This is a genomic window from Streptomyces panacea (genome assembly GCF_040560175.1).
In the GTDB taxonomy this organism is placed as follows: domain Bacteria; phylum Actinomycetota; class Actinomycetes; order Streptomycetales; family Streptomycetaceae; genus Streptomyces; species Streptomyces panacea.
Genome location: NZ_JARJHW010000086.1, coordinates 1 through 22,270, shown reverse-complemented (window position 1 = coordinate 22,270; position 22,270 = coordinate 1). Strand labels below are relative to the sequence as shown.

Annotated in this window: 16 protein-coding genes and 2 pseudogenes; 10 read left to right on the top strand and 8 right to left on the bottom strand. The window is 69.9% G+C overall.

What is annotated here, in order from left to right:
* The first annotated feature begins 104 nt into the window (after positions 1–104).
* From P3L51_RS20740 to exaC, 7 genes are all read left to right on the top strand, one after another.
* The gene (locus tag P3L51_RS20740; protein WP_354606762.1) at positions 105–3,323 is read left to right on the top strand and encodes an SCO1167/SCO6262 family helicase; all 3,219 of its coding nucleotides are present in this window, start codon (positions 105–107) and stop codon (positions 3,321–3,323) included.
* Positions 3,320–4,642: an SWIM zinc finger family protein gene (locus tag P3L51_RS20735; RefSeq protein ID WP_354606761.1), complete on the top strand. Its 1,323-nt coding sequence runs from the start codon at positions 3,320–3,322 to the stop codon at positions 4,640–4,642. The genes P3L51_RS20740 and P3L51_RS20735 overlap by 4 nt, the downstream gene beginning before the upstream one ends.
* A 177-nt stretch (positions 4,643–4,819) precedes the next feature.
* The gene (locus P3L51_RS20730) at positions 4,820–6,073 is read left to right on the top strand and encodes a GAF domain-containing protein (RefSeq protein ID WP_354606760.1); all 1,254 of its coding nucleotides are present in this window, start codon (positions 4,820–4,822) and stop codon (positions 6,071–6,073) included.
* A gap of 231 nt (positions 6,074–6,304) precedes the next feature.
* Positions 6,305–7,774 (top strand): aldehyde dehydrogenase family protein, encoded by a 1,470-nt coding sequence (locus P3L51_RS20725; protein WP_354606759.1) that lies wholly within the window; start codon positions 6,305–6,307, stop codon positions 7,772–7,774.
* A complete protein-coding gene (locus tag P3L51_RS20720; RefSeq protein WP_354606758.1) occupies positions 7,771–9,420 on the top strand; it encodes an APC family permease in 1,650 nt (549 codons plus the stop codon). Before P3L51_RS20725 ends, P3L51_RS20720 begins: the two co-directional genes overlap by 4 nt.
* A gap of 36 nt (positions 9,421–9,456) precedes the next feature.
* Positions 9,457–11,028 carry a GMC family oxidoreductase gene (locus P3L51_RS20715; RefSeq protein ID WP_354606757.1) on the top strand — a complete coding sequence of 524 codons (1,572 nt, stop codon included), beginning with the start codon at positions 9,457–9,459 and terminating at the stop codon, positions 11,026–11,028.
* A gap of 108 nt (positions 11,029–11,136) precedes the next feature.
* Entirely contained in the window at positions 11,137–12,660 is a 1,524-nt protein-coding gene (gene exaC, locus P3L51_RS20710; RefSeq protein ID WP_354606756.1) for an acetaldehyde dehydrogenase ExaC, read from the top strand.
* A 181-nt stretch (positions 12,661–12,841) separates the two neighbouring features.
* On the opposite strand, the pseudogene P3L51_RS20705 reads toward exaC, so the two are convergent.
* From P3L51_RS20705 to P3L51_RS20680, 6 genes and pseudogenes are all read right to left on the bottom strand, one after another.
* Positions 12,842–12,955 (bottom strand): annotated as a pseudogene (locus P3L51_RS20705) (IS5/IS1182 family transposase); the annotation flags it as partial.
* A 111-nt stretch (positions 12,956–13,066) separates the two neighbouring features.
* On the bottom strand, positions 13,067–13,651 hold the full coding sequence (locus P3L51_RS20700; protein ID WP_354606755.1) for a DinB family protein: 585 nt from the start codon (positions 13,649–13,651) through the stop codon (positions 13,067–13,069).
* Positions 13,652–13,811: 160 nt separating this feature from the next.
* Positions 13,812–14,162, bottom strand: a pseudogene (locus P3L51_RS20695) (helix-turn-helix domain-containing protein); the annotation flags it as partial.
* A 478-nt stretch (positions 14,163–14,640) separates the two neighbouring features.
* On the bottom strand, positions 14,641–15,414 hold the full coding sequence (locus P3L51_RS20690; RefSeq protein WP_354606754.1) for an alpha/beta fold hydrolase: 774 nt from the start codon (positions 15,412–15,414) through the stop codon (positions 14,641–14,643).
* A gap of 309 nt (positions 15,415–15,723) precedes the next feature.
* Positions 15,724–16,920, bottom strand: coding sequence for an alpha/beta hydrolase fold domain-containing protein (locus P3L51_RS20685; protein ID WP_354606753.1), 1,197 nt, complete (start codon positions 16,918–16,920; stop codon positions 15,724–15,726).
* A gap of 31 nt (positions 16,921–16,951) precedes the next feature.
* Positions 16,952–17,077 (bottom strand): hypothetical protein, encoded by a 126-nt coding sequence (locus P3L51_RS20680; protein ID WP_354606752.1) that lies wholly within the window; start codon positions 17,075–17,077, stop codon positions 16,952–16,954.
* A gap of 167 nt (positions 17,078–17,244) precedes the next feature.
* Here P3L51_RS20680 and P3L51_RS20675 point away from each other — a divergent pair, with 167 nt between their 5' ends.
* Positions 17,245–17,871: a TetR/AcrR family transcriptional regulator gene (locus P3L51_RS20675; protein ID WP_354606751.1), complete on the top strand. Its 627-nt coding sequence runs from the start codon at positions 17,245–17,247 to the stop codon at positions 17,869–17,871.
* Between the two features lie 218 nt (positions 17,872–18,089).
* Here the strand turns inward: P3L51_RS20675 and P3L51_RS20670 are convergent, their stop codons facing one another.
* Entirely contained in the window at positions 18,090–18,842 is a 753-nt protein-coding gene (locus tag P3L51_RS20670; RefSeq protein ID WP_354606750.1) for an SDR family NAD(P)-dependent oxidoreductase, read from the bottom strand.
* Positions 18,843–18,987: 145 nt separating this feature from the next.
* Here P3L51_RS20670 and P3L51_RS20665 point away from each other — a divergent pair, with 145 nt between their 5' ends.
* The gene (locus P3L51_RS20665; protein WP_354606749.1) at positions 18,988–20,070 is read left to right on the top strand and encodes an AraC family transcriptional regulator; all 1,083 of its coding nucleotides are present in this window, start codon (positions 18,988–18,990) and stop codon (positions 20,068–20,070) included.
* Positions 20,071–20,347: 277 nt separating this feature from the next.
* Here P3L51_RS20665 and P3L51_RS20660 read toward each other — a convergent pair whose 3' ends face one another.
* Positions 20,348–20,968, bottom strand: coding sequence for a MarR family winged helix-turn-helix transcriptional regulator (locus tag P3L51_RS20660; RefSeq protein ID WP_354606748.1), 621 nt, complete (start codon positions 20,966–20,968; stop codon positions 20,348–20,350).
* A gap of 182 nt (positions 20,969–21,150) precedes the next feature.
* Between P3L51_RS20660 and P3L51_RS20655 the strand changes: the two genes are divergently transcribed.
* Positions 21,151–22,122 (top strand): aldo/keto reductase, encoded by a 972-nt coding sequence (locus P3L51_RS20655; protein WP_354606747.1) that lies wholly within the window; start codon positions 21,151–21,153, stop codon positions 22,120–22,122.
* Positions 22,123–22,270: the final 148 nt, after the last annotated feature.

Here is a 22,270-nt window from a genome sequence, read left to right as displayed (position 1 = left end):
GGAGAAAGGTACGCGGAGTTGGCCCTCCAGGGCCATGCGGCCAACACCCCAGGGTGACGGGGGCTATTCCCGACCTAGGGGGTGGTGCTGCCTACACCCCTGTCATGACCCATGATTCTTGTCACTGTCCGGTGCCGACCACCGGCGTTCCGCGCGAGGTACCCTCGGCCGCTCCACCTTCACTAGTCAAACTTGAGGAACGTGTCATCGCCGTACACCGGCCCCCTGCGGCTACGCCCTCCCAGATCGCCGAACTCGCCCGCTGCCACGCGCTCTTCGTGCCCGCCGACCCGGCCCGTGCCGGCCGGATCGCCTTCTGGCACCCGGACGGGGCCGCTCCGCCCGACCTGCCCGGCGCGCCGGACACGGCGGCCTCGCAGGACGCTCCGCACCCGCCGGACCCGACCGGTTCGGCCGGATCCGTCGGTTCGGCCGGCTTCATCGGCTCCGTCGAGGACCTGACCGTCGTCGGCGACGACGTACGGCTCCGTACCGTCCCGGCGCTGTCCCTGCCCGTACGGGACGCGCTGCCCGTGCTGACCCGCGCCAGGGCCTCGGCGCACGCCTCGCCCGCGGCGGCCTTCTGGGGCGCCGCGTCCCTGCTCGCCCTGCAACTCGCCGCGCGCGGCAAGTTGTTGCCCGGACTCTCGACGGCCGGCCACGACGCCTGGCGGGCCGGGCCCGTCGCCGCCGACGACCTGGAGCGCATCCGCGCGCTCGCCGCCTCGATGCCGCCCGCCGCGCACGCCGTACCGCTCGACGCCGCCGCGACGGGCCCGCTCCTGCTCCCCGAGCCGGAACGGCTGCTGCGGCAGTTCCTCGACGCGGTCGCCGACGGTCTCGTCCGCACGCCCGCCGCGCCGATCGCCGCCGGATCGCCCGCCTTCGCCGCGCCGGAGCCGCGTCGGCTGCCCGAACTGCGCGGCTGGGCCGCCGACGTGGCGGCCGGGCACGACGCGGGCGTCCGGCTGTCGCTCCGGGTCGAGCTGCCCGGCCTGGCCGCCGTACCGAACGGTGGCCGTGGGGACGGTGTCCGTTCCGAGGGCGCCTCCACCGAGGGCGACTTTCCCGACAGCGACGTTCTCGGATCCGCCCCCGCGTTCCGCGCCGTCCTACAGATGCACAGCGTCAGCGATCCGGCGGTCGTCGCCGACGCCTGCGAGGTGTGGGCCGGTACGGGGGCCACGGACGCCTCGGGCGGGGCGTTCGGCCCCCGGGCCCGGATGGACGCCCTGCTGGCGCTGAGGCGCGCCGCACGCGCCTGGCCGCCGCTGACGCCTCTCCTGTCGGCCACCGTGCCCGACGCCATCGACCTCGCCGACGAGGAGGTCACCGAACTGCTCGGGGAAGCCTCCCGCGCGCTGGCCGCCACCGGTGTCCAGGTCCACTGGCCGAAGGCCCTGGCTCGTAAGCTGACGGCGCGCGCCGTCATCGGTCCGCCCGGCGACGGGCCCGGCCCCCGGCCACACGACACGCCGGGCGACACGCCGGGCGGAGCCCGTGACGAAGAGGACGACACGCCCGGGAACGGGCGCTCGAACAAGGGTGGTTCGGGCCTGCCGTCCCTCCTGTCCGCCGACGCGCTGCTCGCCTTCAACTGGCGGTTCGCGCTGGGCGAACAGGAGCTCACCCGCGCCGAGCTGGACCGGCTCGCCGAGGCGACCCGCCCTGTCGTACGGCTGCGCGACCAGTGGGTCCTCATCGACCCGGAGGAGGCCAGGCGGGCCCGGGAGAGCCAGGACCGCAAGCTCACCCCGGTCGACGCCCTCGGAGCCGTACTCACCGGTTCCACCGAGGTGGACGGGCGCCGGGTCGAGGTGCAGGCGACGGGGTGGCTCGCGGCGCTGCGCGACCGCCTCGCCGACCCGGAAGGCACGGACCTGGAGATCGGCCAGCCGGCGGCCCTGACGGCGACGCTGCGCGACTATCAGCTGCGCGGCCTCAACTGGCTGCACCGGATGACCTCGCTCGGGCTCGGCGGCTGTCTCGCCGACGACATGGGGCTCGGCAAGACCATCACGGTCATCGCGCTCCATCTGCACCGGCAGAGCGACGAGTCGGCGGCGGGTCCCACCCTGGTGGTCTGTCCGACGTCGCTGATGGGCAACTGGCAGCGCGAGATCGAGCGGTTCGCGCCCGGCACACCGGTGCGTCGCTTCCACGGCGCGTCGCGCGGCCTGGACGCCCTCGCGGACGGCGAGTTCGTGCTCACGACGTACGGCACGATGCGCCTGGACGCACCGAAACTCGCCGCGGCCGAGTGGGGCATGGTCGTCGCCGACGAGGCGCAGCACGTGAAGAATCCGTACTCGTCGACCGCCGGTCAGCTGCGCACGATCGGCGCCAAGGCGCGCGTGGCCCTGTCCGGCACGCCGGTGGAGAACAACCTCTCCGAGCTGTGGGCGATCCTCGACTGGACGACGCCGGGCCTCCTCGGCCGGCTGGCCACTTTCCGTACGCGTTACGCGCAGGCGGTCGAGGGCGGCGACCCGGGGGCGGCGGAGCGGCTGTCCGCGCTGGTACGGCCGTTCCTGCTGCGGCGCCGCAAGTCGGATCCGGGCATCGCGCCCGAACTGCCGCCGAAGACGGAGACCGACCGCGCGGTGTCACTCACCACGGAGCAGGCGGGGCTCTACGAGGCCGTCGTGCGCGAAACCCTCGCGGCGATCTCGGCGGCGGACGGTATGGAACGACGCGGCCTCGTCATGAAGCTGCTGACGTCGCTCAAGCAGATCTGCAACCATCCCGCGCAGTTCCTGAAGGAGGACGACTCGCCGCGTGTGGCCGGGCGTTCGGGGAAGGTGGAGCTGCTCGACGAACTGCTCGACACCATCCTCGCCGAGGAGGCGAGCGTGCTGGTCTTCACCCAGTACGTACAGATGGCACGGCTCCTCGAAGGGCATCTGGCCGCGCGCGGCATCCCGACGCAGTTCCTGCACGGCGGCACACCTGTTCAGCGGCGCGAAGTGATGGTGCGGCGGTTCCAGGAGGGTGAGGTCCCCGTCTTCCTGCTGTCGTTGAAGGCGGCGGGCACCGGTCTCAATCTGACCCGCGCCGAGCATGTCGTGCACTTCGACCGCTGGTGGAACCCGGCCGTCGAGGCACAGGCGACGGACCGCGCGTACCGCATCGGCCAGAACCGGCCGGTGCAGGTGCACCGCATGATCGCCGAGGGCACGATCGAGGACCGGATCGCCGACATGCTGGCGCGCAAGCAGCGACTGGCGGACTCCGTCCTCGGCGCCGGCGGCGAGGCGGCACTGACCGAACTGACCGACGACGAGCTGGCCGATCTGGTCGAGCTGCGAGGGAGTGCGCGATGACCGGAACCGACAGCGGCAGCGGCGGTCGCGGTACGGACGGGAACGTGCGCACCTTCGCCGCCCTGCCGCCCGCGGGGGGCCGCGCCTTCGCGCGGACCTGGTGGGGACAGGCGTGGCTGAAGGCCCTTGAGGACACGGCGCTCGACTCGCAACAGCTCAAGAAGGGGCGCAAGCAGGCCCGCGACGGGGCGGTCGGCGCGGTCTCCGTACGTCCCGGCAGGATCACGGCCGTCGTACGGGACAGGGACGGCACGGCGCAGCGCAGCGACGTGCTGTTGCAGCAGCTCAGTACGGAGGAGTGGGACCGGTTCCTGGACATGGCGGTCGAGCGCGCGGGACACATCGCCGCGCTGCTGGACCGGGACATGCCGCCGCATCTTGTGGAGGACGCGGCGGGCGCCGGGGTCGAACTGCTGCCCGGCATCGGCGACCTGGAGCCGGAGTGCGCCTGTGACGCCTGGGACCTGTGTCCGCACACGGCGGCCCTGTGCTACCAGGTGGCGCGGCTGTTGGACGAGGATCCCTTCGTCCTCCTACTGATGCGTGGCCGGGGCGAGCGGCAACTGCTCGACGAGTTGCAGGTGCGCTCGGCGCGGGCCGCACGCACGCGCCAGATCTCGGCCGAGGGCACGGCCGGGACCGGCGGGACCGCCGAGGAGCCGGCGGGCATACGCGCGGACGAGACCTTCGCGGCGCGGGACATCCTCCCGCCGTTGCCGCCTCCCCCGCCGGTCCCGGAGGAGCCGGGCCTGCCGCCGTCCCTGGACACGGAGGCGGAGCCACCGCCCGGAATCGACGCGGACGCCCTGGAGTTCCTGGCGGCCGACGCGGCGGGACGCGCGCTGCGGCTGCTGGTCGACGCACTGTCCCCGGGGCACGAACGACAGCCGCTCGACGGGGAGTTGACACCCGGCCAGGACGCTGTCCGGCTGGCGGCCTCGTGCGGCGATCCGCTGATCACGGTACGGCTCGCCCGGGGCACGGGCCGGCAGCGCGCCGAACTGGACCTGGCGGTGGACGCCTGGCGCCATGGCGGCGCGGCGGCTCTCGCCGTGCTGGAGGAGGAGTGGCAGCCGGAGCCCGAGGCGCTGGCGCGCGCGAAGGCGGACCTGGCGGGGGCCTGGGAGGACAGCGAACGGCCGCGACTGCGCGCGGGGGTGGCGGGCCGCTGGACGGTCGTGGGAGCGGACACACAGCTCCGCTACGGGCGCGACGGCCGCTGGTGGCCGTACCGCAAGGTCCGGGCCCGCTGGGCCCCTTCGGGCCCGCCCGCCCTCGATCCGGCGTCGGCGCTGGCGAGCCTGGGGGCGGAGGTCTGACGGCGACGGCCGGACCCGCGCCTCGAACGCCGGCCCTGAGACTCGCCGTCGCGCCTCGAACATCGGCAACGCTGCGGGTTCCCGGCGGCTCAATCGCCCGCCGGGAGCCTTGCCCGGTGGCGCACGCGGGGCGAACATGGGGGAAGGCCGGTGCAGTAGTGGCCTCGGGAGGCCGAGTTGACCGACACATGGGTGGCCCTGGAAGAAGGAGCGGATCCGGCGGAGCGACGCGGGGCGCTGCGTCGCGCGTACGAGTCGTTCGCGACCGCCGGCCGGGTCGACCGTCCCGTACGCCCCGTGGTGGCCGACTCCTGGCAGCGTTCCGCCCGCGCGCGTGTCCGTCCCGAGGGGACGGCCAGTGTCGAGCTGTCCGACGACGACCTCGGCGCCTACCGGGACGCGCACCCACTGGCGCGTGTGATGCCGTTGTTCCGCGAACTGATGGGCGCCTACGCGTCGGACGGCGAGCACCTGATCGCGGTGTGCGACGCGCACGGGCGGCTCCTGTGGGTCGAGGGGCACGCCGCGACGCGCGCACAGGCCGGGACGATGAACTTCGTGCCCGGCGCCCGCTGGTCCGAGGCGGTGGCGGGCACGAACGCGCCGGGCACCGCCATCGCCGTCGACCGGCCCGTCCAGGTGTTCGCCGCCGAGCACTTCCTCCGCCCCGTGCACCCCTGGACCTGCGCCGCCGCGCCCATCCACGACCCGCGCACCGGACGGCTGCTGGGCGCCGTGGACATCACCGGCGGTGACCGGCTGGCCCATCCGCACAGCCTCGCGTTCGTGGGCGCCGTCGCCAGGGCCGCCGAGTCACAGCTCGCCCTGCTGGCCCCACCCCCGGCCCCCGGATCCGTACAGCTGTCGGTCCTCGGACGGGACGAGGGGCTGCTCGTCGTGGACAGCCGCAAGGCCCGGCTCAGCCGCCGCCACAGCGAGATCCTGACGGTGCTCTCGAACCGCCCCGAGGGCATCTGCGGCGACGAACTGCTCATGGAGCTGTACGAGGACGAGTCCGTCACGCCCGTCACCCTGCGCGCGGAACTGTTCCGGCTGCGCGGACTGCTCGGCCCCGACCTGCTGCGCTCGCGGCCCTACCGGCTGACGGCTCCCGTCGACACGGACTTCGACACCGTCGCCCGGAGGCTGGCCTCCGGAGCGGTCACCGGTGCGATGAGCGCGTACGCGGGGCCGCTGCTGCCCTCCTCCCTGTCCCCCGCCGTCGTACGGCTGCGGCGCAGACTCGCCGACCAGCTGAGGGCGGCTCTGATCGCCCGCGGCGATCCCGGGCTGCTGGCCGACTGGGCGTACAGCCCCTGGGGCGAGGACGACCTCGCGGCGTGGCGCGCCCTCGTCGGGGCGCTGCCCGCGCGGCAGCGCCCCGCCGCCCTCGCGCGCGTGCGTGAGCTCGACGCGTGGCAGGGGTACTGACCCGTATCGCCGGGATCCCGACCCGTAGCTCCTGAGGTTTCCCGACCGGCTGCCGCACCGGGCCCTCCAGCACCGGCCGCCCCGAGTGGTCCCGGCTGTCCGGAGCGCTCCCCTCTGTCCCCTCCGGTCCCTCCCGGAAGGCGGACCCCGCCCCGGCTCCTTACTCTCTGTTGATAGAGCACCACAGTCGACTCTCGCGGTGCCCATTCATCCGAACCCGAGGAGTCCGCGATGCCGGAGCTGTTCATCGGTGGCAAGTGGACCACCGCCGTCGGCGGTCAGGTCCGCGAGATCCGCTGCCCGGCGGACGGCACACTCGTCGCGACCGTCGACGAGGCGGACCAGAAGGACGCGGCCGCAGCGATCGAGGCGGCGCGCGACGCCTTCGACCGCGGGCCCTGGCCGGGCACGCCGGCCGCCGATCGCGGCCGGCTGCTGCTGCGCGTCGCCGAGCTGCTGGAGCGCGACAAGGCGGCGTTCGCGCGGGCCGAGTCCCTGGACACGGGGAAGCGGCTCGTCGAGAGCGAGTACGACATGGACGACATCGCGAACTGCTTCCGCTACTTCGGCAACCTGACGGCCGCGGGCGGCACCGACCGGGTCGTCCACACGGGCGCCCCCGGAGTGGACAGCCGCGTCGTGCACGAACCGGTCGGCGTCTGCGCGCTGATCACCCCGTGGAACTATCCGCTGCTCCAGACTTCCTGGAAGGTGGCGCCCGCGCTCGGCGCCGGCAACACCTTTGTACTGAAGCCGAGCGAACTGACCCCCCACACCGCGATCATGCTGATGCGGCTGCTGACCGAGGCCGGGCTGCCCGACGGCGTGGCGAATCTCGTCCTCGGCGCCGGTCCCACAGCGGGGGCGCCGCTCAGCGAGGATCCGCGCGTCGACATGGTGTCCTTCACCGGCGGTCTGGTCACGGGCCGCCGCATCATGGCGGCCGCCGCGCCGACGGTGAAGAAGGTCGCCCTGGAGCTGGGCGGCAAGAATCCCAACATCGTCTTCGCGGACGCCGACTTCGACAGCGCGGTCGACTACGCGCTGACCGCGGTGTTCCTGCACTCCGGACAGGTCTGCTCGGCGGGGGCGCGGCTGCTGGTCCAGGACGAGCTGCACGACTCGTTCGTGGACGAGCTGGTACGCCGGGCCAGGGCGATCCCGATGGGCGGCCCGTTCGACGAGCACGCCCGTACGGGCCCGCTGATCTCGGCGGCGCACCGCGACAAGGTCGAGGCGTACGTGGCGGCGGGGCTCGCCGAAGGCGCCGTACTGCGCTGCGGCGGCAAACGCCCCACCGATCCGGAGCTGCGCAACGGGTTCTTCTATCCGCCGACCGTGCTGGACGACTGCGCTCCGGGGATGTCGGTGGTACGCGACGAATCGTTCGGCCCCGTTCTCACGGTCGAGCGGTTCAGGGACGAGGACGAGGCGGTCGCGCTCGCCAACGACACGGTGTACGGGCTGACCGGGGCGGTCTGGTCGCAGGACACCGGGCGCGGGCAGCGCGTGGCGTCGCGGATGCGGGCGGGCACCGTCTGGATCAACGACTTCCACCCGTACGTGCCGCAGGCCGAATGGGGCGGGATGAAGCAGTCCGGCTTCGGGCGGGAGCTGGGGCCCGCCGGGCTGGGCGAGTACCAGGAGGCCAAGCACGTGTGGCGCAATCTCTCGCCGAGTCCTCAGGGGTGGTTCGAGTGAACACACCGGGTACGCCGGGACCGCCGGAGAAGCCAGGACCGCCGGGCACGCCGGGCACGCCGTCGGGACCGGCCGACGCGGGCGGGACCGATCCCACGGCCTCCGCGAGGACCCAGACCCAGGACGACGACGACGCTCTCGGCGCACTCGGCTACCGCCCCGAACTGAAGCGGACCCTCGGCAACTTCCACACCTTCGCCGCCGGAATCAGCTACATCTCGATCCTCACCGGCACCTTCCAGCTCTTCTACTTCGGCGTCAGCTTCGGCGGCCCGGCGTACTGGTGGTCCTGGCCGATGGTCTTCACCGGCCAGCTGATGGTGGCCCTGTGCTTCTGCGAGCTGGCCGCCCGCTACCCGGTCGCCGGCTCCATCTACAACTGGGCCAAGAACATGGGCGGTCCGCACATCGGCTGGCTCGGCGGCTGGATGATGATGACGGCCACCATGGTGTCGCTGTCGGCCGTGGCGCTGGCGTACCAGATCACGCTGCCGCAGATCGACAGCCGGTTCCAGTTCATCGGAAACGGCGGCGGCAAGTACGACGCCGCGTCCAACGCCGTACTGCTCGGCTCGGTCCTGATCCTCTTCTCCACCGCCGTGAACGCCTACGGGGTCAAGCTCATGGCGCGGATCAACTCCGCCGGTGTCTTCGTCGAACTGATCGCCGCCGTCGCGCTGATCATCTTCCTCGCCGCCCACATCACCCGCGGCCCCGGCACCGTACTGACCGACACACAGGGACACGGCGCGGGCCAGAGCCTCGGGTACTTCGGCGCGTTCCTCACCGCGTCACTGGCCTCCGCCTACGTCATGTACGGCTTCGACACGGCCTCGTCGCTCGGCGAGGAGTCGCACAACCCACGCCGCAACGCGCCGCACGCCATCCTCAGGGCGCTCATCGCCTCCTTCCTGCTCGGCGGGCTGATCCTGTTGTTCGCCCTGCTGGCGGTGCCGAATCTGGCGGACAAACGGCTGCGGACGGACGGCTTGCAGTTCGTCCTGCTGGACACGCTCGGGTCGACCATCGGCGAGGTCTTCCTGTGGTGCGTGGTCATCGCGATCACCGTCTGCGTGCTGGCGGTTCAGGCGGCGGGCATCCGGCTGATGTTCGCCATGGCACGCGACAACAACCTGCCGGCGGGCTCCAAGCTCGCCCGGGTGAGTCCGCGCTTCCACACGCCGGTCGTTCCCGCCATGCTGATCGGTGTCGTGGGTGTCGTCATCCTGGTCATCAACATCAACCAGCCGCAGATCTTCTCGGTGATCACCAGCATCGCGATCATCATGATCTATCTGGCGTATCTGCTGGTCACCGCGCCGATGCTGGTCAAGCGGCTGCGCGGCCAGTGGCATCCGGCGAAGGGCAGCTTCTCGCTGGGCCGCTTCGGGCTGCCCGTCAACCTCCTCGCCGTGTTCTGGGGCGCCGCGATGTCGCTCAACCTCGCCTGGCCGCGCCCCGAGGTGTACAACGCGACCGGTCCGCAGCACTGGTATCTGCGCTGGGGCGCGTTCGTCTTCGTCGGCATCGTCGGGCTCGGCGGCTTCGCCTACTACTGGTTCGTGCAGCGGCACAAGACGGGGGTGCTCGCCGAGCACCGGGTCCAGGAGGCCGACCCGGCGGCACCCCCCGCCCCGTCCGAGTAACCCGTCGTAGCCCCCCACACCCCGTCTGGAGAAGCGATGTCCTCAGCAAGCCCTGCCGCCGAGTTCGACTACGTCGTCGTCGGCGGTGGTACCGCCGGGGCCGTCGTCGCCGCACGTCTGACCGAGGACCCCGACGTCACCGTCTGCGTACTCGAAGCCGGCCCCTCGGACGTCGGCGACGACAGCGTCCTGAAGCTCGACCGGTGGATGGCACTGCTGGAGTCCGGTTACGACTGGGACTACCCGGTCGAACCTCAGGAGAACGGCAACGACTTCATGCGGCACGCCCGCGCCAAGATCCTCGGCGGCTGCTCCTCGCACAACTCGTGCATCGCCTTCTGGGCGCCGGCCGAGGATCTCGACGAGTGGGACTCCCTCGGCTGCACCGGCTGGAGCGCGGCCGAGTGCTTCCCGCTCTACCGGCGGCTGGAGACCAACGACGCGCCCGGTGACCACCACGGCCGCTCGGGCCCGGTGAACATCATGACGATCCCGCCGAACGACCCTTGCGGCAGCGCCCTGTTGGAGGCGTGCGCGGCGGCCGGGATCCCCACGACACCGTTCAACACGGGGCGGACGGTGCTGCGGGGAGCGCACTGGTTCCAGATCAACTCCCGCCCGGACGGGACGCGTTCCTCCGCCTCGGTGTCGTATCTGCACCCGATCCTCGGCAAGCGGCCCAATCTGGAGGTACGCACCGGACTCCAGGCGAAGCGGCTGCTGTTCGACGACGCCACCGATCAGCGCCGCTGCACGGGAGTGGAGTATCTGGAGCCGGACACCGTGCACAGCGGCACCGTCTCCGCGCGCCGTGAGGTCGTGGTCTCCTGCGGGTCGATCGATTCGCCGAAGCTGCTGATGCTGTCGGGCATCGGCCCGGCCGAACACCTGCGGGAGAACGGTGTCGACGTACGGGTGGACTCCCCCGGAGTCGGTTCCCATCTCCAGGACCACCCGGAGGGCGTGATCATGTGGGAGGCGCGGCGGCCCATGGTCACCAGGTCCACGCAGTGGTGGGAGATCGGGATCTTCGCCGACACCGAGCCGGGCCTGGACCGGCCCGACCTGATGTTCCACTACGGCTCGGTGCCCTTCGACATGAACACCTACCGGCGCGGCTACCCGACCACCGACAACGCCTTCTGTCTGACGCCGAACGTGACCCGCGCCCGCTCGCTCGGCACGGTCCGGTTGCGTACGCGCGACTTCAGGGACAAGCCGAGGGTCGATCCTCGCTACTTCACCCACGAGCACGACGTCCGGGTGATGACATACGGGCTGCGGCTCGCCCGCGAGATCGCCGCGCAGGAGCCGCTGGCACCGTGGAAGGGACGGGAGTTGGCGCCGGGACCGGACGCGCGGTCCGACGAGGAGCTGCTGGACTACATCCGCAAGACGCACAACACCGTCTACCACCCGGCGGGCACGGTGCGGATGGGGCCGGTGGACGACGCCGACTCGCCGCTCGACCCGCGGCTGAGGGTGAAGGGTGTGACCGGGCTGAGGGTCGCCGACGCGTCGGTGATGCCGTTCCTGCCCGCGGTCAATCCGTGCATCACGACGATGATGATCGGCGAGAAGTGCGCGGACATGATCAGTGCGACCTGATCCGTACCTCCCGGAACGCGGCGCAACCTGGTCGCAACGTCCGCGCTCCTAGCCTCCCGGTGAGCGCTGTCCAAAGGCGGGCGGCGCCCCGACCGGGAGGCCACAGAGATGACCCGATACGCAGCGCCGGGCACCGACGGCGCGATCGTCTCGTACGAGTCCCGTTACGACCACTGGATCGGCGGCGAGTACGTCCCGCCGGCCCAAGGCAAGTACTTCGAGAACCCGAGCCCGGTCAACGGCCGCCCCTTCACCGAGATCGCCCGAGGCACCGCCGCCGACGTCGAGCGCGCGCTGGACGCGGCCCACGGCGCCGCTCCGGCCTGGGGCAAGACGTCGGCGGGGGTTCGCGCGGGCGTCCTCAACAAGATCGCCGACCGGATGGAGGCGCATCTGGAGGAGCTGGCCGTCGCCGAGAGCTGGGAGAACGGCAAGCCGGTACGCGAGACGCTGGCCGCCGACATCCCGCTGGCCATCGACCACTTCCGCTACTTCGCGGGCGCGCTCCGGGCCCAGGAGGGCTCGCTGAGCGAACTGGACGACGACACCGTCGCGTACCACTTCCACGAGCCGCTCGGCGTGGTCGCGCAGATCATCCCGTGGAACTTCCCCATCCTGATGGCGACATGGAAGCTGGCGCCCGCGCTGGCGGCGGGCAACGCCGTCATCATCAAGCCCGCAGAACAGACCCCCGCGTCGATCCACTTCTGGATGAGTCTGGTCGCCGATCTGCTGCCGCCGGGTGTGGTCAACATCGTCAACGGCTTCGGCGTCGAGGCGGGCAAACCACTCGCGTCCAGCGCACGGGTGGCGAAGGTCGCCTTCACGGGCGAGACCACCACGGGGCGGCTGATCATGCAGTACGCCTCCGAGAACATCAAGCCCGTCACGCTGGAGCTGGGCGGCAAGAGCCCGAACATCTTCTTCGACGACGTCTGGTCGTCGGACGACGACTTCCGCGACAAGGCACTTGAGGGCTTCACGATGTTCGCCCTCAACCAGGGCGAGGTGTGCACCTGTCCGTCACGCGCGCTGATCCAGCGCGGGCACTACAGCGACTTCCTGGAGGCGGGCATCGCCCGCACCGAGGCGATCGTGCCGGGCCACCCGCTGGACACGGACACGATGATCGGCGCCCAGGCGTCCAACGACCAGCTCCAGAAGATCCTCTCCTATCTGGACATCGGCCAGCAGGAAGGCGCGAAGATTCTGACGGGGGGTCAGCGCATCGAGTACGAGGGTGAGTTGGCCGGGGGCTACTACGTCCAGCCCACGATCTTCGAGGGCGACAACCGGATGCGGGTCTTCCAGGAGGAGATCTTCGGCCCGGTGCTCGCGGTGACGTCCTTCAGCGACTTCGACGACGCGATCAAGACGGCGAACGACACGCTGTACGGCCTCGGCGCGGGAGTCTGGACCCGCGACATGAACACCGCGTACCGCGCGGGCCGCGCGATCCAGGCGGGCCGGGTATGGACGAACTGCTACCACGCCTACCCGGCACACGCGGCGTTCGGCGGCTACAAGCAGTCGGGCATCGGCCGCGAGAACCACCGCATGATGCTGGACCACTACCAACAGACCAAGAACTTGCTGGTGTCGTACTCGCCGAAGAAACTGGGCTTCTTCTAGGCACCAAAGAAGGGCACCTGACCAGGGCGGATGCCCGTCAGGTGCCCTTTCCTGCCCTCACCCCGGCGCGCACACTCTGCGGGATCAACGCCGGAGGCAAGCCAGAACGAGATGCCGGCGTGCCGTAGGTCGTAGGGGCGCTTCGCCAGCTCCAGGACATGTTCGTCGAGAGCGATGTGTCTCACGTGGCGAGTTTCGCGAGCTTCTTGTAGCAGGTCAGGGCAGCGGCCAGGCCGAGGAAGGCGAGGAAGTGCGAGCCCTTTCGTTCGTATCGGACGGTGAGGCGCGGGCAGCCAAGGCCACACGGGCGGTGCCCATACCCCCGGTGCGAACCAGACGTTTCGACAGATCAGCACCCACGACCGGCATCATGACGCACGAACATCACGTCACGTGGGACAGCCTTCTATGCCTCGACTGATGCGGCCGATCTGGCGGCCTGCTCGATCCTCGCGCAGTAGGCGGTGCGGGCTTCCTCATCGATCTGCATCTCATGTTCGGGGCGCATCCCGATTCGGCCGTCGATGCCTTCGCGCAGGATGTCGGCGTGCCCGGCATGCCGATTGGTCTCGCCGAGGACGTGGACCAGGATGGCGAACAGGTTCGTGTTGGCATAAGGCTCCGGCCACCACGGCACGTGGCCGGGGGCATCGAGGGCAAGCTCGTCGATCGTCGCGTCCGAGTGTTCCCACGTGCGCCGGTAGAACCCGATGATCTGAGCGCGGGTCTCGTCCTCAGCCGCCCAGTGATCGCTGCCGTCGGAGTCCTGCCACCGGGGCAACGGTTCCTGGGACGGCCGGTCGAAGACCTCACCGAAGTACCTGGCCTCGACCCCGGCCACGTGTTTGACCAGGCCGAGAAGGTTGGTCCCGGTCACGGTCAAAGGCCGGCGGGCGTCGTACTCGGACAAGCCGTCGAGCTTCCAGATCAGCGCCATGCGGTCCCGCCGCAGTCTCCCGCGCAGGTTGTCCTTTGCGAATTCATCGATCATGCGGCATGAGCCTGCCATGGGCTACTCATGGCCTCAAGATCCCATACGCGGACCGCAACGACTGGCAGAGCCGAAGCCTGGCCATGGCCGCCACCCTGACCTGCTACAAGAAGCTCGCGAAAATCGCCACGTGAGACAACCTCTTAGGGCTTGCCGATCATTAACACGTCGTCTTGATCTTGTTGTGGGGCTCGCCGGTTTGAGCGAGGACCCGAGCTTGGAGGGCCGCAAGGACGACGGGTGGTGTCCTCGCGGGTGGGATGACGATGCCGTGTGCCTTGAGTAGATTCCTGTTCTTCAGAAGGGTGCGGTGCGTCGCGGTCCGGTTGCTGCCGAACAGGACGGCGAGGGGTTCCGCGGCCAGGTTGACGCGCAGGTGGAGCACGGTGGCCAGGACCTGGTCGGGGAAGGCGAGCCGGGGCGGACGGCCGCGCCGGCTATCGCCGTCGAGGGTCAAAGTCCCTGTGATGGCGCCCAGTTGGTGGCGGGACATGCCGGTCAGGGTGGAATCATCCCCAGCTGTCGGCCTGTTCGGCCAGGCCGACAATCGTGTTGGGGGTCTTCCAGCCAGGAAGGTCGTCGGTGGTGGCGTGACGTTCGCGCCAGGTCGATCCTCTTCAACGGGGGCGGGAGCGGGCCGCTCCCATGTGGCCGCACACGCCTGGCCGATGACGCTGTCCGAAGCCCCGTTAGCCTGTTGTTGGCCGCCAGCTGAATCTTGGTGATCACGCCACCGCCCACCCTGCCGAGGCGTCCGGCCCGGCAGCAACGGCTCGATCCGCGCCCACTGCACGTCAGCCAACGACCACCATCAACCTACGATCAGACACTCCGAAAGAAACGGCCTAAGCGTCGTGGTTGGCCGGCCGCTTGTCGGAAACCGCAACGACCGCAAGGCGTGGGAGGAATCCGGCGCGCGCCCGGTCCGCCTCGGCCTCTCCGGAGACGCATGGCCGGACCGGGCGCGATACGTCACCTCCAAGGGGGCGTCACGCCGGGAGGCCCTCCCAGAACTCCGCGAGGACCTTCGCGCCCAGCGCGGGATCTTCCAGCATCCACCAGTGCCCGAGCCCCGTGAGCGTCGCCGACCGGGCACCGGCCCGTTCAGCTGCCCGGCGTCGCTGCTCCAGACTGCCGACCGCGTGGTCCTCGGTGGCAATCAATACCAGGCCCGGGCGGGCCGCGGCTGCGGCCAGATCACGGCCTCTGTCTGCAAGCGCGGGCTGCCGGGCGGAACGGTAGAGGGAGAGGACTGCCTTGCCCATCTCCACGGTCTGACCGGCCGCGACCTTGCCGGCAGCCGGCTCCGGGATGCCCCCCTGGACATTGATCGCCGCCCGGTCGGGAAGCTCCGCCCCCACGAGTTCTCCGATGGCGCGCTCACCCTCGCCTGGCGTCATCATGATCTGCGCATAGGGGTGCCACACGTAGTCGGGCTCGAAGACGCCGGCCACGTCCGAGATCCAGCTGTGCAGAAGGTCCGGACGGCTGATCGCCACGTTGACGGCGTGCACGCCGCCGAAGTCGTGACCGACAAGATCCACAGGTGCGCCGAACGCGGACAGCTCCCCCACCAGCCAGTCCCGGTAACCCTCAACGGTGGCGCTGAAACCATCGGGCCGGGGCGCCCCGAAGGCGGGCGGCGACAGCCGCACCACATCGCGGTGCCCGAGCTTCTCAAGCTCCTCCAGCAACGGTTCCCAGACGGCGGAGGTCTCGGGAAGTCCGTGAACGAGAACCTTGGTACGGGTTTCCTTGCCCATTTTCGCTCCTGACGCTCGATGTGTTCGCTCCGGGGGCGTCCCGGCGGCGCACTCAATCGGTCCGTGCACCGCGCCCAGAGCAGCTGATTGGAGTCGGGGTGTTGCTGTGGTGCGAGGGGATGAGCGGGAAGGCATCGGTCAGCCGAGACGGGAAATGGCCGAATGCGCGGCCGTCTCCGGGAGGGTCAAGCTCAGGCGGGCGTCTTCGAGAGCGCGCTCACGATCTCGTCGACGCGGGTCTTGGCATCGCCGAGGAGCAGCCAGGAGTGCTCTCGGAAGAACAGCGCATCCGGCGCTCTGCTGCAGACCTCATGACGAGAGGCCGGCAGCGAAGCGGTGCACACTCTGGACGGTCGCCTCGTACATCTCCGGGACAGCGGCCCGGAACATCAGATCGCCCGCGTGGCCTGTGCCGGCCACAGTGCGAAACGTTGACTCGACGCCGGCCTCAACGAGGGCGCGGTGGTAGGCGAGCCCCTCGTCACGCAGCGGGTCGAGCTCGTTGACGGAGATGGCATGCGGTGGCAGCCCGGCCAGGTCCTGCGCGGTTGCCTGGATGGGCCAGCAAAGGGGATCGGTGGCGTGCTCGGCACCGGGATCGTAGACCTCGGCGAAAATGGCAGCGGCATCGCAAGCCATGAGGTAGCCATCGTTCTCGACGAGCGACGGAAATGCCGCTTCGCGCTCCTCGGCGCTGCGGCCGTAGAGTCCGGAAATGCACGGGACCAGGGAGTAGACGCCGTCGACGGCCGCAAGCCTTCCCTCGCGCTTGGCGCGAATCGCGGTGGCGAGCGCCAGGTTGCCCCCGCCCGACTCGCCCGCGACTGTGAGTGCGGATATCCCCAGTTCCTCACGGTGCTTGTGCACCCAGTCAAGCGCTGTCGCGCAGTCGTCGAGGCCGGCCGGGAACGGGTGAGGACCGAGTCGGCCACCGCCGTTGCGGAATTCGACGCCGACGACGACAAGACCGCTGGCGGCCAGCTCGTCGTGGAACCGCGCGTAGATGGGGCCCGAGCCTTGGAGCATGACCATGCCGCCCCCGTGCAGATAGACGATGCCGGGCAGTGGGGCGGAGGGAGCCGCGGGCCGCGACACGTACAGCTGAATGTCGTTCCCGGCCGGACCAGAGATCGTCTCGGTGTGGTGGTCAAGGCCGACGACCGGGTCCAGGTCGGCGACGAGCGTGGCAAAGAGCCGCTCGGACCCGGCCTCCGCAGCCGTGACGAACTCAAGAAGTTGCTCCCGCGAGGCGTCGGGGCCGAGCGGGGCAGGCACGGTGTCGTGATCCAAACCGAACCTTGCCAGTGCTTCCACAACTCGTGGATCGGTGCGCGGATCGGTGCGCAGGTTCAGGGCGTCGTCGCCCAGGCGTCCGGGCCGCTCATTCACCTTCGTGCTGTCCGATGTCATCATCACGCCTTCTTTCGCCGCCCGCCCACGGCGGGCCGGTTTGGGTGGATTGAGCAGAGCGCCGACGAACCTCTTGCCACGGGACAAACGGTTCATGGACACCATCTCCGTGCGCCTCACGCGAACTTCAGGGCTCCGGCGTCCACGGGGCGGCCCGGGTGGTTCTCACCGCGGCGCCGAGGTTCAGGTCGAGCGCGTTCGCCCAGACGTCGCCCGAGCCGTCGAAGGGGTCGTCGAACGATTCCTCGGACAAGGACCCGGGTCTCGGGAACTCGCTTGTCAGCAAGGCGCAGATCCGTGTCCCTCCCGCAGGGTGCGCATGGCCCATAAATGAAACACGACAGTATCAGATCAACTTCAGAATGATACATGCATGCATCACTTATGCTCGGTAGAGTGACCTCGGACATGGGAGGCGCGATGAGAGACACCGGCCCCCCGCGACGGGTGCGGGCAGACGCGGAACGCAGCACAGCTCGAATCCTGGAGGCGGCCGAGGCCGTGCTTGCCGTTGACTCGACCGCTTCGCTGGAGCGGATCGCCGAGGCGGCCGGGCTCACCCGAGTCACGATCCACCGCCGTTTCTCCTCCCGGAAAGCCCTCATCGATGCCTTGAGCGCGCGGCTCAATGAGCAATATCTGCTCGCGCTCAAGCAGGCGCGAGCGGAGACAGCGCCCCCGGCGGTTGCACTGCACCGCCTGACGGAGATCATTTTTGAGCTCAAGATCAGCCACCGGTTCACCATGGACCTCAACTCGGACTCCCTGACGGGCAGGCCGCTTCTCAGCCGACAGGCTGCGGACGGTCTCGACGCGCTGTTCGCACGGCTGCACGCCGCCGGAGCGATCACTTCGGCCGACCCGGCATGGGGACGCCAGCTCTATCTGACCCTCCTGTGCGAGGTGGGCGGACTGCCCGAGGACGCGCCCAGCCTGAACTCCGCGGGGAACGACCCGTCAGACGAAGCGGGAGCCCGGACCGATCTGCTGGTATCCACGGTGATCGGCGCCCTCGGCGGACGGAACGGTCGCGCCACGGCCGAGTAGCGGACGGAACCGTCAAGCAACGGCAACGCGCCGCGATGGCACGGGCCTTGCCACAAGACGGGGACGGTGCCCGACTCGGCCGGCCGGTGCTCCCGGTGGCTTCGCATCACGTCCGCGCCACGACATTGCCGGCAGCCAGACATGACGCAGTGTCACTGGTAACCGGCAGCTCCGCACAGATACTGGCTGAACGATGTCTGAAAATACCTGGCGCCTGCTCAGATCTGGTTCGCGCCACCGTCGACGTAGATATTCGCGCCGACGATGTAGCTGCTCTGTTCCGAGGCCAGGAACGCCACGACCGCGGCGGCCTCCTCGGGCTGCCCAATGCGGCCCTTGGCCACGGTCGCGGCGACGTTCTCCTTGACGGCCCGTGCTGTCTCCTCGTCGCCGAAAGCGGCGGTACCGCCGGGAGTCTCGATCAATCCCGGCGAGACCACGTTGACCCGGATGCCACGGTCCTTGAGCTCGTTGGACCACGTCCGCGCGAAGGACCGGACGGCCGCCTTCGACGCCGCGTACGCGCCGAACGCCTCTACTCCGCGGTCGCCGGCCGTCGAGCCGATCAGGATGACCGAGGCCCCGTCGTTGAGCAGCGGCAACGCCTTCTGCACGGTGAACAGCGCGCCTCGGACGTTGACATCGAAGGTGTGGTCGAAGTGCTCCTCGGTGGTCTGTTCCAGCGTCATGAACGATCCGACCGCCGCGTTCGCCACGAGCACGTCCAAACCCCCGCCTCGCGCCCGGACCGCCTCGTAGAGCCGGTCCAGGTCCTCCGGCTTCGAGACGTCGCCGACGACCCCGGTGGCCCGGTCTGCTCCGATGGCCTTGACGGCGGCCGCCAGTTCGGCCTCGCGCCGGCCGGTGACGAACACGTACGCGCCCTCGTCCGCCAGCCGTACGGCGGTGGCCAGACCGATACCGGTGCTGCCCCCGGTGACCACCGACGTCTTGCCTTCCAGCTGTCCCATGTGGGTGTGTCTCCATCACTCTCTCGATGCCGATCCGTTCGATATCGATCCTGCGGGAGGTCGGGGATACTATCCATGATGCAAAGTCCGGCATTCTTTACGTATCGTCCAGGAGGTGTCGTCGGTGCTCGGATTTGGAGATCCAGTGGCTGACTCGATCAGCCTGCTTCGGCCCCGCACGGTGATCGGGCCCAATCTCCGGGCCGCAGGAGAGTGGGCTTTGCGCTTCGACACGTTCCTTCACGTGCGGGTGGGGGGCGTCGTGCGCGGCACGTGCTGGTTGAGCCTTGAAGGGCACGAGCCGGTGCTCCTGCGGGAGGGTGACACCTTCATGCTGGGCAACCCGCCGCCTTACGTGCTGGCCAGCACGCTCGACGCGAGCCCGCGCCCCGCGGAGCAGGTATTGGCAGGTGCCGAGGACGGGTTCGTGCGGATCGGCCCGGAGTCCGAGGAGGACGTCTACCTCTGCGTCGGGCACATCGCGTTCGACGACAGGAACGCGGCCCTCCTGACCAGCCTTCTGCCGCCGCTCGTGATCGTCCGCGTGGCCGATCCTCATGGCAGGCGGCTCGCGCAGCTGACCGATCTCCTGGCCACCGAGGTCGGGGTCGCCGCCGCAGGCGGCCCGCTGGTGCAGAACCACCTCGCACAGATCCTGCTCGTGCACATGCTGCGTGCTCACGCCGCTCAGACAGACCGGCCCACCGGCTGGCTGGGCGCCCTGAACGAGGACGGCATCGGTGCCGCCCTGCGTGCCGTGCACGCGGACGTGGCCCACTCCTGGACCCTCAAGGAACTCGCCGAGATCAGCCACATGTCGCGTTCCGCGTTCGCCCAGGCATTCAAGAACCACGTCGGGACCACGCCGTTGGAGTACCTGATCCAATGGCGCATCAGCCTCGCCCGCGACGCCCTCGCCCGCGACACCCTGTCGATCTCCGAGCTCGCACGCGCCACGGGCTACCTGTCCGAGAGCGCGTTCAGCACCGCGTTCCGCCGCGTGGTCGGCTCATCGCCCACACAGTTCCGAAACCAGGCACGGCAGCCACCGCGCCCGGCCGCGAACAGAAGCTCAAGGAAGCGCCCTGTGCTCAGCGGCGCCGCTCCCGCCGGCGACGCAGACACCAGCACACCGCCCGCCACCACCACCACCACCAGCGACGCGGACATGCGTCATACACGCGACTGCAGTACCAGCGGTGCAGCAGTGGGTGTCGACAGGGCGTAACCGGCGGCCCCTCGACCGCAGTTGAGCTTGGTGTGACGCGCGGCCACTTGAAGAAGATCGGCTCGCGGCGGCGGGCGCTGCCCGTGGGAAAGATCGCGGGCTAGATTCAAACCGCACAGGGGCCCCGCCCGTAGGGCGGTGGCTAGGCATGCAGCTCACCCCACAACCGCCGCTGCCTGCGATGACGCCGGATCAAGCACACCGTCCCCGAACTGGGGAAGCAGCAGGCCAATCGCCAAACGGCGCGGCGGCAACGGCGGCCTACCACCCAACCGGCTCAAGAACTCCCAGGGCCCGAGGTCCCGGAGGCCGGGTCGAGTCTCCCGCGCTTGATTGCGGCATCGACCGCGGCGCCGATGCGGCGCAGTGTCGCCAGTTCGTGCGGCTTCAACTCGTCCATCAGGTACTCGCGCACCGCGGCGACATGTCCAGGCGCGGCGGCCTCGACTTCGTCGAAACCGGCCTCGGTCAGTGTGGTATTGGTGCGTCTGCCGGGGCCCGGGACCCGGGCTCGTGCGAGCAGCCCGCGCTTTTCCAGTCGGCCGACGACATGGGACAACCGTGAGAGCGACGCCGACGTTCGCGCTGCCAGGTCGCTCATCTGGAGGGTGCGAGCCGGCTCCTCGGACAGTACCGAGAGCACCATGTACTCGAAGAATGTCAGTTGGGTCTCGCGCTGCATCCGTGCGTCCAGGGCGGCCGGCAAGCTGATCATGATCGCGGAGTTGGCCAGCCATGCCTCCCGTTCCTCGGGGCTCAGCCATCGTGTCGCGGCGGGCGGCCCGGTTGGCTCCGCCGCCCCCGACGCTTCCGCGGCAGGCCCGGCCTTGTCGGCTTCCCTCTCGCGCCGTGCCCGACTGGCGCGTTGCCCCTTGTCTTCCGCTGCGCTGTCCGCCATGGGGCAACACTAACAGGAGTTGTTGACGCTTCAAGTCGACTGCTGTAATTATTGACGCATCAAGTTCACGTCGATCTCAGGAGCCCTCGACATGCCTGCCCCGGCATGAGCAGTGCGGCCCCACAGACCGGTCCGCGCCTCGATGTGCGGACCGGCGAATTGGTCCAGGAAAGGACTACGGAATGCAGGTCACCTCATTGGGCGGGCTCGAGGTCTCGCGCATCGGACTCGGGGCGATGGGTATGTCGGCGTTCTACACGGGCGCCGGACGTGAGGACGCCGAGTCGATCCGCACGATCCATCGCGCTCTGGACCTCGGCGTCACGCACCTGGACACCGCGGAGGTCTACGGGCCCTACGTGAACGAGGAACTGGTGGGCCGTGCGATCAAGGACCGCCGGGACGAGGTCGTGCTCGCCACCAAGTTCGGCCTCGTCTCCCACACCGGCCGACCGGGCCTGGACAGCACCCCCGCCAACATCCGAGCCGCCGTCGAGGGCTCGCTGCGGCGGCTGGGAACCGACCACATCGACCTCTACTACCAGCACCGGGTCGACCCCGGCACCCCCATCGAGGAGACGGTGGGAGCGTTGAGTGAGTTGGTGGCGGCGGGCAAGGTACGCCACATCGGACTGTCGGAGGCGTCCTCGGCGACGATCCGCCGGGCGCACGCCGTTCATCCGGTGTCCGCCGTCCAGACCGAGTACTCGCTGTGGACCCGCGACCCTGAAGCGGACGTGCTGCCCACGCTACGAGAGCTGGGAATCGGACTGGTTCCCTACTCGCCGCTGGGGCACGGCTTCCTCACCGGTGACATCCGCACTCTCGACGGCCTGGACGCCGCCGACTGGCGGCGTACCAATCCCCGTTTCACCGGGGACAACCTCACGCGTAATCTGCGCATCCTCGACCAGGTGGGCGAGATCGCCGTAGACGTCGCAGCGACGCCCGCCCAGGTCGCGCTGGCCTGGCTGCTCGCACAGGGAGAAGGCATCGCGCCCATTCCGGGAACGAAGCGTGCCGCCCGACTGGAGGAGAACAGCGCCGCCGATCGTATCCGGCTCACCTCCGGCCACATCGCCCGCCTGAAGGATCTGACGCCGGCGTCCGGCGCTCGCCATGCCGAGCCCGACATGGCCGTGATCGACCTTTAGCGAAGGCGCCGGGGCGAAGAACTCCCGCACACGGTCCACCGGCCGAGCCGTTGTGGCTCGGACCAGGTGCCGACGGCAGGACCGGGCACTCGACCCGCAAATGACGCAGGGGCGACCCTCGCGGCACGGATCGGCCGTACCGCGATCA

What these genes read in the sequence shown, in the direction of transcription:
- exaC (WP_354606756.1), top strand. Translation starts at nt 11,137, where the DNA reads ATGACCCGATACGCAGCGCCGGGCACCGACGGCGCGATCGTCTCGTAC.
- P3L51_RS20685 (WP_354606753.1), bottom strand. Translation starts at nt 16,920, where the DNA reads ATGAACCGTTTGTCCCGTGGCAAGAGGTTCGTCGGCGCTCTGCTCAAT.
- P3L51_RS20735 (WP_354606761.1), top strand. Translation starts at nt 3,320, where the DNA reads ATGACCGGAACCGACAGCGGCAGCGGCGGTCGCGGTACGGACGGGAAC.
- P3L51_RS20725 (WP_354606759.1), top strand. Translation starts at nt 6,305, where the DNA reads ATGCCGGAGCTGTTCATCGGTGGCAAGTGGACCACCGCCGTCGGCGGT.
- P3L51_RS20670 (WP_354606750.1), bottom strand. Translation starts at nt 18,842, where the DNA reads ATGGGACAGCTGGAAGGCAAGACGTCGGTGGTCACCGGGGGCAGCACC.
- P3L51_RS20660 (WP_354606748.1), bottom strand. Translation starts at nt 20,968, where the DNA reads ATGGCGGACAGCGCAGCGGAAGACAAGGGGCAACGCGCCAGTCGGGCA.
- P3L51_RS20700 (WP_354606755.1), bottom strand. Translation starts at nt 13,651, where the DNA reads ATGATCGATGAATTCGCAAAGGACAACCTGCGCGGGAGACTGCGGCGG.
- P3L51_RS20655 (WP_354606747.1), top strand. Translation starts at nt 21,151, where the DNA reads ATGCAGGTCACCTCATTGGGCGGGCTCGAGGTCTCGCGCATCGGACTC.
- P3L51_RS20715 (WP_354606757.1), top strand. Translation starts at nt 9,457, where the DNA reads ATGTCCTCAGCAAGCCCTGCCGCCGAGTTCGACTACGTCGTCGTCGGC.
- P3L51_RS20675 (WP_354606751.1), top strand. Translation starts at nt 17,245, where the DNA reads ATGAGAGACACCGGCCCCCCGCGACGGGTGCGGGCAGACGCGGAACGC.
- P3L51_RS20740 (WP_354606762.1), top strand. Translation starts at nt 105, where the DNA reads ATGACCCATGATTCTTGTCACTGTCCGGTGCCGACCACCGGCGTTCCG.
- P3L51_RS20690 (WP_354606754.1), bottom strand. Translation starts at nt 15,414, where the DNA reads ATGGGCAAGGAAACCCGTACCAAGGTTCTCGTTCACGGACTTCCCGAG.